General features: G+C 56.3%; 4 protein-coding genes. All 4 read left to right on the top strand.

What is annotated here, in order from left to right:
• Nucleotides 1–350: 350 nt before the first annotated feature.
• The gene (locus DWX33_RS22050; protein WP_122381050.1) at nt 351–779 is read left to right on the top strand and encodes a BT0820 family HAD-type phosphatase; all 429 of its coding nucleotides are present in this window, start codon (nt 351–353) and stop codon (nt 777–779) included.
• 47 nt (nt 780–826) lie between these two features.
• Nucleotides 827–1,624, top strand: a complete 798-nt coding sequence (locus DWX33_RS22045; protein WP_122381049.1) for a polysaccharide biosynthesis/export family protein — start codon at nt 827–829, stop codon at nt 1,622–1,624.
• Nucleotides 1,625–1,661: 37 nt separating this feature from the next.
• Complete coding sequence (locus DWX33_RS22040) at nt 1,662–4,115, top strand: tyrosine-protein kinase (RefSeq protein WP_122381048.1); 2,454 nt, start codon at nt 1,662–1,664, stop codon at nt 4,113–4,115.
• Between the two features lie 31 nt (nt 4,116–4,146).
• Nucleotides 4,147–4,396, top strand: a 250-nt coding sequence (locus DWX33_RS22035) for a sugar transferase (RefSeq protein WP_199713357.1), incomplete at its 3' end; no start/stop codon positions are given.

The following is a 4,396-nucleotide window of genomic DNA, read 5'->3' as shown; positions in this document are numbered from 1 at the left end:
CCGATCGTGATGGTGTCCGTTACGGATCGCTCGCTCCGCTCATATACTCGCAAGCATATCTTGAGAAGAGACGGGTCGGATTACAAGCTATTGACCGTCCCCGGGTTTTCCTTGGCGGACTACCGTGAATGGCACGCCAGTGAGGTGGTGGGCTTGCCCCGGTTAAGCGAGAATTAGATAAGGGCAGAAAAGAAACGGTCGGATCCCCCGGATGGCTATGGCCGTCTCTAGCGGCTAGGAGACCCCTTGGCTTTGGCCGATAGGCTGACCCCGCTTTAACATATACCACTCCGGCCGTCCGGTGGTCCGGCCCTTTTATAATTGAGAATTGAAAATTGAGAATTAAAGAGATGATAATAGCGGTAGATTTCGACGGTACGATCGTCGAGCATAAGTATCCGGCGATCGGGCGTGAGCTTCCTTTCGCCATCGAGACGTTGAGGAAATTACAATCGGATCGGCATAAGCTGATCCTTTGGACGGTCCGTGAGGGCGGGCTCTTGGAGGAGGCGCTGGCCTTCTGCCGCGAGCGCGGGCTGGAGTTCTATGCGGTGAACCGTGACTACCCGGAGGAGGAGAGAGGCCGGAACAACCACTTCTCCCGCAAGTTGAAAGCGGACGTATTCATCGATGACCGCAACCTCGGCGGCCTCCCGGACTGGGGCACGATCTACGAGATGGTGACCAAGAGACTGTCCTACGAGGACCTGACGCGTAAATACGAGTCGGAGTACGAGCCGGAGAGGCCGGGAGGTCTCTTCTCCCGCCTTTTCCGCTAAGTCCGTGTGTTCCGTGTTTAAAGAAATAAAAACGATAACAAAATAATATGAAGATCAAAAGACTACTGTTCCTATTCTCGCTGCCCCTGTTGCTGGCGGCGTGTACGTCTTACAAGAGCGTTCCCTACCTCCAGAACCCGGAGGCGGTGAACGATCTCGAGGGGACGCTTCCCCTGTATGACGCCAAGATCATGCCCAAGGACCTGTTGAGCATCACGGTCAACACGACGGACCCGCAGGCGGCGGCCCCGTTCAACCTGACGGTGCAGACCCCGTTGAACGCGGCCCTGACGAACATCAACACGACGACGCAACCCACGTTGCAGCAATACCTCGTGAACAACTCCGGCGAGATCGACTTCCCTGTGATCGGTACGCTGAGGGTCGGCGGCTTGACGAAGAACGAGGCGGAGAGCCTGATCCGTGAGAGATTGAGGCCTTATTTGAAGGAGGCGCCCATCGTGACGGTACGCATGGCGAACTACAAGATCTCGGTCTTGGGCGAGGTGGCCCGTCCGGGCAGCTTCACGATCGGGAACGAGAAGGTGAACGTTCTGGAGGCGTTGGCGATGGCCGGCGACATGACGATCTACGGCTTACGTGACAACGTGAAGCTGATCCGCGAGGACGAGAGCGGGAAGCGCGGGATCATCAACCTTGACCTGAACAACGCCGGAATCGTGACCTCTCCGTATTATTATTTGAAACAGAACGACATCCTTTATGTCACGCCGAACGAGACGAAGGCGAAGAACTCCGATATCGGTAACAGCACGACGTTGTGGGTGAGCTCGATCTCGATCTTGGTCTCGATCGCCGGCCTGTTGGTGAACATACTTAAATAATTGAAAATAGAGAATTGAGAATTGAAAATTTAGAGAGATGGTGGACGATGGTATAAATACAAGCAACAATAATAATAACAATCCGGAGGGGGAGGAGCGTGAGATCAATCTTTACGCCGTGTTTTTCAAGTATATGGTTTATTGGCCTTGGTTCGTGGCGAGCGTGCTGGCCTGCTGCATCGGGATGTACGTCTTCCTGCGTTACCAGACGCCGGTGTATAACGTCACGTCGTCGGTGCTGATCAAGGAGGACGAGAAGAAGGGGGCTAACGCCGCCAGCGGCTTGGCTGCGATACAGGACCTCGGCATGCTCTCGATGACGAGCAACTTCGACAACGAGGTCGAGATCCTGAGGTCCCGCACGTTGATCAAGAAGGTGGTGAACGACATGGGCCTGTATATCGACATGGAGGAGTCGAACGCCTTGGGCTTCAACCCCCCGTTATACAGGAACTCCCCCGTTAACGTGTTCATCACCCCCGAGGAGGCGGACCGTCTGGTGGCCCCCGTGGAGTTGCGCATGCGCTATACCGTGGACGGGAGGCTGGGCGTGAGGGCCGAGTATAAGATCGATAAGGAGGGTGACTGGGAGACGATGGAGCAGGGCTTCGACAGGCTCCCCGCCATATTGTCCACCCCCGTGGGGGTTTTCAGTTTCACGGGCATGGATTCCATACCGGAGCTGGAGGGCGGGGAGATCGAGCTGGTGGCCCACGTCCATACGCCCACGTCTACTGCCGAGGCTTACGGCAAGGAGTTGAGCGTGACGCCCTCGTCCAAGACGACGACGATCGCCAAGGTATCCTTGAAGAACACGGTGCGGCAACGAGGCGTGGACTTCATCAATCGCCTTGTGTCGTTCTACAACCAAGACGCCAACGACGAGAAGAACGAGGTGGCGCAGAAGACGGCGGAGTTCATCGAGGAGCGCATCGGCATCATCAACGGCGAGCTGGGCACTACGGAGAGCGAGCTCGCTGCCTTCAAGCAACGCTCGGGCTTGACGAATTTGACGAGCGACGCCCAGATGGCGTTGCAGGAAAGCTCGAGGTATGAGCAACAACGTACGGAGAACGCCACGCAGATCAACTTGGTGCAGTATCTCCGCAATTATATCGACGATCCTGCGAACATGGACGAGGTGATCCCTGCCAACGTGGGCCTGCGGGATCAAAACCTCACCTCTGTCATCGACCAGTACAACACGATGATCATCGAGCGCAAGCGCCTGTTGCGTACCTCTTCGGACAGCAACCCGGCCATCATCAACATGAACGCCGGCATCGAGGCTATGCGCCGCAACGTGAAGACGACGGTGAACAGCGTCCTGAGGGGCCTCCAGATCGCCAAGGCGGACATCGACCGTCAGGCGAGCAAGTTCGAGAGCCGCATCAGCGACGCCCCGAGGCAGGAGAAGGAGTTCATGACGATCTCCCGCCAGCAGGAGATCAAGGCCACGTTGTACATCATGCTGTTGCAGAAGCGTGAGGAGAACGCCATCACGCTGGCGGCCACGGCGAACAACGGCCGCATCATCGAGGAGCCGCTCGCCGATGAGCGTCCTGTCGCCCCGAAGAGGATGGTCTTCATGCTTGCGGCGTTGATCTTGGGCCTGGCGATCCCGGTGGGCATTGTCTACCTTCATGACCTGTTGAAATACAAGATCGAGAACCGTGAGGACGTTGAGGCGATCACGGGCGTGGCTATTTTGGCGGAGCTCCCGTTGGTCAAGAAGACGGGTGAGGGCTCGATCGTGGTGCGTGAGAACAAGAACGACCTGATGGAGGAGATGTTTCGGGGGTTGCGCACGAACCTCTTGTTCATGCTTGGCAAGGACGAGCGTGTGATCCTTTTCAGCTCCACGCAACCGGGCGAGGGCAAGTCTTTCGTTGCTGGCAACTTGGCGGTGAGCTTGGCTTACTTGGGCAAGAGGGTGGTGGTGGTCGGCATGGACATCCGCAAGCCGGGCTTGAACAGGGTGTTCAATATCTCCCGTAAGATGGAGGGCATCACGAACTACCTGAGCGACCCGGATCACGTGGAGTTGTTCGACATGGTCCAGCGATCCGATATCAGCCCTAACCTCGATATCCTCCCGGGCGGTCCTATCCCCCCGAACCCGACTGAGCTGGTCGCCCGTGACGTGCTGGAGAGGGCTATCGCCCGGTTGAAGGAACGGTACGACTATGTCATCTTGGATACGGCCCCTATCGGCATGGTTACGGACACGGCGATCATCGGCCGTGTGGCTGACATGTGCGTGTACGTCTGCCGTGCGGACGTGACACCGAAGGCCGGTTTCAACTACATCAACGTGTTACGGCGTGAGCGTAAGTTCCCGAAGCTCGCGACGGTCATCAACGGCCTTGACATGACGAAGCGCAAGAACAGCTACGGCTACGGTTACGGGAAGAAATACGGCTACGGCAAGGGATACGGTTATGGCTACGGCTATGGTTACGGTTTCGAGGCCGGTGACAAGAAGAAATAGAAAGGTAAACAATAACAACGAACTTATAATTATGGAAAAGAATGGAACCGTAACACGGACAGGAGTGTCGGTGGAGGAATCGGAACAGGTTATCTTTGATGGGATGAACGCTTTCGAGCGCAATGTAAAACGTATAGGGGATTGTGCGCTGGCGTTTTTGGCCTTGATCGTATTCTCCCCGCTGTTTTTACTTTGTTATATCGCCGTAAAACGGGAGGATGGAGGCCCGGCGATCTTTAGGCAAGAGCGTATCGGTCGTTTCGGTCGCCCGTTCAACATCT

Origin of the sequence: Parabacteroides sp. AF19-14, from assembly GCF_003635485.1 — a bacterium.
GTDB classification, from domain to species: domain Bacteria; phylum Bacteroidota; class Bacteroidia; order Bacteroidales; family Tannerellaceae; genus Parabacteroides; species Parabacteroides distasonis.
This window is presented reverse-complemented; position numbering and strand designations above follow the sequence as displayed.

Bases quoted from the DNA above. Each gene is read 5' to 3' on its own strand.
- DWX33_RS22050 (WP_122381050.1), top strand. From the start codon at position 351: ATGATAATAGCGGTAGATTTCGACGGTACGATCGTCGAGCATAAGTAT.
- DWX33_RS22040 (WP_122381048.1), top strand. From the start codon at position 1,662: ATGGTGGACGATGGTATAAATACAAGCAACAATAATAATAACAATCCG.
- DWX33_RS22045 (WP_122381049.1), top strand. From the start codon at position 827: ATGAAGATCAAAAGACTACTGTTCCTATTCTCGCTGCCCCTGTTGCTG.